The sequence below is a fragment of the Streptomyces sp. NPDC006265 genome (assembly GCF_040613555.1).
Taxonomy (GTDB): Bacteria; Actinomycetota; Actinomycetes; order Streptomycetales; family Streptomycetaceae; genus Streptomyces.
The window spans coordinates 1-4,062 of the sequence record NZ_JBEXSH010000824.1; the positions used below are offsets into that span (position 1 = coordinate 1).

General features: G+C 71.2%; 3 protein-coding genes and 2 pseudogenes. 2 read left to right on the top strand and 3 right to left on the bottom strand.

What is annotated here, in order from left to right; genetic code table 11:
* Positions 1-6: 6 nt before the first annotated feature.
* A complete protein-coding gene (locus ABZ281_RS40760; RefSeq protein ID WP_356663016.1) occupies positions 7-324 on the bottom strand; it encodes a hypothetical protein in 318 nt (105 codons plus the stop codon).
* An 839-nt stretch (positions 325-1,163) separates the two neighbouring features.
* Complete coding sequence (locus tag ABZ281_RS40765; RefSeq protein ID WP_356663017.1) at positions 1,164-1,613, bottom strand: MarR family transcriptional regulator; 450 nt, start codon at positions 1,611-1,613, stop codon at positions 1,164-1,166.
* A 102-nt stretch (positions 1,614-1,715) separates the two neighbouring features.
* Between ABZ281_RS40765 and ABZ281_RS40770 the strand changes: the two genes are divergently transcribed.
* Both ABZ281_RS40770 and ABZ281_RS40775 read left to right on the top strand, forming a co-directional pair.
* Positions 1,716-2,738 (top strand): NADP-dependent oxidoreductase, encoded by a 1,023-nt coding sequence (locus ABZ281_RS40770; protein ID WP_356663018.1) that lies wholly within the window; start codon positions 1,716-1,718, stop codon positions 2,736-2,738.
* 95 nt (positions 2,739-2,833) lie between these two features.
* Positions 2,834-3,286 (top strand): annotated as a pseudogene (locus tag ABZ281_RS40775) (organic hydroperoxide resistance protein); the annotation flags it as partial.
* A gap of 93 nt (positions 3,287-3,379) precedes the next feature.
* Here ABZ281_RS40775 and ABZ281_RS40780 read toward each other — a convergent pair.
* Positions 3,380-4,000: pseudogene (locus ABZ281_RS40780) on the bottom strand (EstA family serine hydrolase); the annotation flags it as partial.
* Positions 4,001-4,062: the final 62 nt, after the last annotated feature.

The window sequence follows — 4,062 nt, forward strand, 5'->3', positions numbered from 1 at the left end:
GGGGTCTCAGCCGCGCAGGGCGTTCAGCCGCCGCCGGGCCGGTCCCAGCGCCCGGCCGCGGCTCAGCAGGCCTGACCAGGGGTTGGTTGGTCCGGACGGAAAGGGAAGCGGGGCTGACGGCGCGTCGACATCCGCCTCGCCCACCGCGTCCGATGCGCCGTCCGCTTCGGAATCCCCGAAGGGCGAGAAGTCGGAGTCCCCGAAGGGCGACGAGCCGACGAAGGATCCCGAGCCGGCGACGGGAGGTGCTCCCAGTCGCCCGGCGTCCGGCCCCACGGCCGCCCCGCCCGCCCCGGAGCCGACCCCGACCTCGGGTCCGACCACGCAGGCCCCTGAACCGGAACCGTCCGCGTCCGAGCGGTGCACGCGGTTCCTGTGGTGGTGCACGTAGCGTCCGCCAGGCCAACTCCGCCGGCGCCGCGGGAGCGGAACCGCTGCTTCCTGCCCTTGAAAATCCCCTCGCCAACGTCGAGTTCGCGGCACTCGGAATGGTGCCGGAGTTCCGAGCGCCCTTTTTCTGAAGCGCGGGCGGCGTGTGCATCTTTCCGGGTCCGCGGGGATCGGCTCGGACGGACTGCGGAGACCGGCCCGGACGTTTTCAACTCGGTACCACCAGGGGACCTTTGCGTCATGTCACGGTTGAGGCTCGCGGGAAGACAGTGGGATTTCTGCCGGTCAAGCAGTTGTTGTACGGGGCGCGGGCCGACGTCTGGCCGCGGGAGGCCCGGATCGGGCTGAAGCTCCTGACCCCGCTGCCCTCCGGCGACTGGACGGACGACGCCCGCTTCGTGCGCGACGGCACACGCAGGCTGCTCGCCGTACGCACCGCCGACGCCACCGACCGACCGCCTCGACCTCGTCGACACGGCGCGCGCCGCCGCACTTGCCAAAGCCCAGGGCCACCCCTGGACCTTCATCGAGGAGGACGGCACCGGCCACGTTCCGCAGACCCCCGAACAGGCGGCCCGGAGCCACGAACACGTCCGCAACGCCCTGCACGCGATCCTGACCCACCGACTCCCCTGACACCGGCGCCCGTACGGAGTCCTGGGTCAGGGGTTCCCCTGGCGGTGCCCGGCCGTCGATCAGCCGGGCGTCCGTGGCGGGGCAGTGCCCCTATGGGGTTCCGGGCCAGGGTTCCCCTGACGGCGGCCGGTCGCCGATCAGCCCAGCATCCGCCGCAGCGTGTCCCGCAACGCCACCCGTTCCCCCTCGGAGAGCCCCGCCAGGGGCTCCCGGGCGAATCGGAGTGACTCTCGCAGGCTTCGGGCCACCCGTCGCCCCTCCTCCGTCGCCGCCGCCACCTTCACCCGGCGGTCGGCGGGATCCGGCCGGCGCTCGACCAGCCCTCGCGCCTCGAGCCGGTCCACGATCCCCGTCACATTGGACGGCTCGCACTTCAGCTGCTGCGCCAGTCTGCGCATCGGCAGCGGTTCGAGGCACAGCAGGCTGAGCAGCCGCGCCTGCGCACCGGTCAGGGCGTGCTCCGCCGCTCCCGACTCGTAGTCCTCGTGGAACCGCGCCACGACCTGGCCGATCAGCTCGACGACCTCGAGGGTCAGCGGATCCGCGCGGTTGGTCATCTCTTGGGGCGTCGGTGTGGTGGAGGCCATGCCATCGAGGGTACCCGGTTATTTGACAACCTGAAATTTTCAGGAGCATGGTTGTTTCAGGTACTGAAACATCCGCATCGAGCCAGTGAGGTAAGGCGCATCATGACCGACACCCCCACCCTCCCCGCCGTCAGCCGCGAGTGGCACCTGGCGAGCCGTCCCGTCGGCTGGCCGAAGCCCGAGGACTTCGCCTTCGTCGAGGTGGAGGTCCCGCAGCCGGGTGAGGGGCAGGTCCTCGTCCGGAACAAGTACCTCTCCGTGGACCCCTACATGCGTGGTCGCATGAGCGACGCCAAGTCCTACGTCGCCCCCTTCGAGCTCGGCAAGGTCATGCAGGGCGGTGCCGTCGGCGAGGTCGTGGCCTCGAACGCCGAGGGGCTGTCCGTCGGGGATCACGTGCTGCACTTCTTCGGGTGGCGTGAGTACGCGGTCGTCGGCGCGAAGAGCGCCGTCAAGGTGGACCCGGACGCCGCACCGCTGTCGACGTACCTCGGTGTGCTGGGCATGACCGGCCTCACCGCCTACGCGGGCCTGCTGCGCACCGCCGCCTTCAAGGAGGGCGACACCGTCTTCGTGTCGGGCGCCGCCGGCGCCGTGGGCGGCCAGGTCGGGCAGATCGCGCGGCTGAAGGGCGCCTCGCGGGTCGTCGGCTCCGCCGGGTCGGACGAGAAGGTGAAGCTCCTCACGGAGGAGTACGGCTTCGACGCCGCCTTCAACTACAAGGACGGCCCCGTCGCCAAGCAACTGCGTGCCGCCGCCCCCGAGGGCATCGACGTCTACTTCGACAACGTCGGCGGCGACCACCTGGAGGCGGCCATCGGCTCCCTCAACGAGGGCGGCCGGATCGCCGTCTGCGGCATGATCTCCGTCTACAACAACACCGAGCCCGCCCCGGGCCCGAAGAACCTCGCCCGCCTGATCGCGACCCGCGGTCGCATCGAGGGCTTCCTGGTCGGAGACCACTACGACCTGCAGCCGCAGTTCGTGCGGGAGGTCGCCCCGTGGGTCGCCTCCGGCGAGCTGAAGTACCGCGAGACCGTCGTCGAGGGCATCGAGAACAACCTGGAGGCCTTCCTCGGGGTGCTGCGCGGCGACAACACCGGGAAGATGATCGTCAAGCTCTGACGCCTTCCTGCAGGATGCCGATATACGGTAACTTGTTTCCGAATCCGTCCCGGCTCGGGCGCGAGCCCGGCGGAGGACCTGAGGAACACAACCGCATACCGATCCAGCAGTCCGACGTCCTGGACACCGCCGTCGCCACCGCCGAGAACGGGCGCGACGGCCGGGTCGCCACCGGCGACGGCACGCTCGACGTCGTCGTCACCCCGCCGGAGGAGCTGGGCGGGAGCGGCGCCGGCACCAACCCGGAGCAGCTCTTCGCCGCAGGGTGCAGCGCCTGCCTACAGGGCGCTCTCGGTGTCGTCGCCCATCAGGAGGGGGCCGACCTCTCCGGTTCGACCTTCCCCAAGCTCTCAACTTCGTTCGAGCAGGGGAGACCCCCGTCGTGAAGGTCGGCCTCGGCAAGAACGGGGACGGCTTCGGGGATCATCGTCGAGATCTCGGCCGACATCCCCAAGGTCGACCGGGGCACCGCGCGGTCGCTGATCGAGAAGGCCCACGAGGTGTGCCGGTACTCGAAGGCGACCCGCGGCAACATCACCGTGACGCTGGTCCGACCCAGTCGTTGCACACGCGGAGGCCGCACCCTTGGACGTGGGGTGCGGCCTTCGCCCCTGCTCGGGTTTCTCCGCCCGTGCCCGGGCTCAGCGGGCGAGCGCCGCCGCGTGGACCGCCCGCGCCAGCCGGTCGTTCTCCGGGGCCGCCCCGCCCGGGTAGGCGAACCGGCGACGCGTGTAGCCGTAGGCGAGGCCGCTCCACGGGTCCGCGAAAGCCTGGGAGCCGCCCGCGCCGCTGTGCCCGATCGTCCCGGCACCGAGGAACGGGTGCCACGTGTCAGCCGTCATCTGGAAGCCGAGACCGAACGACTTGTGGGCCCGGGCCACCAGGTCGTAGCCGGCCGAGTGGAACTGCCCGAACTCCGCCACCGTGTCCGGCTTCAGCAGCGCCGGCTGCTCACCCACCTCGCTGATCGCCGCCGCGTACATCCCCGCCAGGCCCCGCGCGGACGCCACCCCGCCCACCGACGCCGGGCCCTTCGCGCGGATCAGCGGCATGTTCGGGAGGGTGACGAGGTCGGTCGGCTCCGCCGCGTTGCGGTTGAACGCGATCGAGGCCAGCGCGTGCGGGCCCGAGGACGTGGCGTCGAGGACGGCCTGCTGCCCGGGCGTCGGATCCATCGGCTGGGTGGTGCGGAAGCGCGGTTCCTCGGGCGCGGGCAGACCCAGGTGGAAGTCCAGCCCGTACGGGGTCCTGATCCGCTCCTGGTTTCGAGGCACGTCCAGCGCAGGCAGCCCGTCCGGCTATTGAGGACGAGGCCGTCCAGGCC